This window comes from Deinococcus sp. (assembly GCF_030523985.1).
GTDB lineage: Bacteria > Deinococcota > Deinococci > Deinococcales > Deinococcaceae > Deinococcus.
In genome coordinates, this window is record NZ_JAUNHK010000105.1 from 6,865 (window position 1) to 8,350 (window position 1,486).

2 protein-coding genes are annotated in these 1,486 nt (G+C 59.8%); both read right to left on the reverse strand.

Annotation, left to right across the window (positions count from 1 at the left end; genetic code table 11):
* Nucleotides 1–899 (reverse strand): carbohydrate ABC transporter permease (locus Q4C89_RS12560; protein ID WP_303102963.1); only part of this gene is annotated, 899 nt, incomplete at its 3' end.
* Between the two features lie 299 nt (nucleotides 900–1,198).
* The coding region (locus tag Q4C89_RS12565) for a 3-hydroxyacyl-CoA dehydrogenase family protein (protein ID WP_303102964.1) at nucleotides 1,199–1,486 on the reverse strand (288 nt) is incomplete at its 5' end.

The following is a 1,486-nucleotide window of genomic DNA, read 5'->3' on the forward strand; positions in this document are numbered from 1 at the left end:
TTCAGAAATCCGAAAAACACCGAGATGACGGCGATGATGATGCCCGCCGCCGCCGCCAGGCCGTACTGGAAGTCGTTGAAGGCCCGCGAATAGGTGAAGAACAGCGCGGTGTAGGTGCTGCCCGCTGGCCCGCCCTGGGTCATCACATAGATTTCCTCGAAGACCTTGATGGCACTGATGGTGGACATCAGCGAACACACCAGGATGGTGGGCCGCAGCCCCGGCAGTGTCACGTTCCAGAACACCTGCGAGCGGGTCGCCCCGTCGATTACGGCGGCTTCTTCCAGTTCACGGCTGATGCTCTGGAGGCCCGCCAGATACAGCACCATGTAGTACCCGATGCCCTTCCACAGCGTCACGAACATGACCGCCAGCAGCGCCGTGGCGGGGTTGTTGAGCAGGCTATGGTCTTCTTTCATCAAGCCCAGCATCTTCAGCACCGAGTTGACCACGCCGCCCTGCTGGTACAGCCACGACCAGATGAGGCCCACCACGGCAAAACTGGTCACGACGGGCACGTAATACGCCGTGCGGAAAAATCCGATGCCTTTGAGGGGCTGGTTGACCAGCAGCGCCACCAGAATAGAAACGACCTGAATAACCGGCACGACCAGGATGTACTTGAGGCTGTTTTTCAGGCCCGACCAGAACTGCTCGTCTTGCAGCAGTGTCCTGAAATTTTCGAGGCCGACCCACTTGGGTGGACTGATGATGTTGTACTCGGTAAACGCCAGATAGGTGCCGAAAATGACCGGCCAGGTGTGGTAAATCACCAGCAGAATCAGGAAGGGAAGCATGAAGGCGTAGGCGATGAGGGTGTTGCGCCAGGTTTTCTTGGCTCCGGCGGCCCCCAGCCTGTGCTGCTCACGGCGCGAGGAGCGCCGGGTCGGTGTTGTCATAAAGTCCAGTTTAGCCAGTGAGCGCTTCTTCAGGATTAGATGAGAGCGCTGCGAGTTGGCTTTTACAGCAAATGGCCCCTCCATCTTTCGACAGAGAGGCCGGAACTGCGGTAAGGGTTCAGCGATTGCGGGTTGTGTTGTGGACGGTGTGGTCCTAACGGTTGCGGCTCAGCAGACCCTTGAGACCGAGCAGGCCCAGCTAGCCCCAGTCGCAGCCGCGTTCGGTGCGGGGGGTGCCCTGCGCGGAGGCAGGAGGGCCAGGGCGGTCTTGAGCGTCCCTGTGTCCGGCGAATATTGCGTCAGTACTTGTAAAAGCCTTCGCCGCTCTTGCGCCCCAGCAGCCCCGCCTGCACCATTTTCCGCAGCAGGGGAGAGGGACGGTACTTGTCGTCGCCCAAGCCCTGATGCAGCACTTCCATAATGGCGAGGCAGGTGTCCAGGCCGATGAAATCCGCCAGCGTTAGCGGCCCCATCGGGTGATTCATGCCCAGTTTCATGATGCCGTCAATGGCTTCTTTGTCGGCCACGCCTTCCATCACGCACTGAATGGCCTCGTTGAGCATCGGCATCAGAATGCGGTTGCTGAC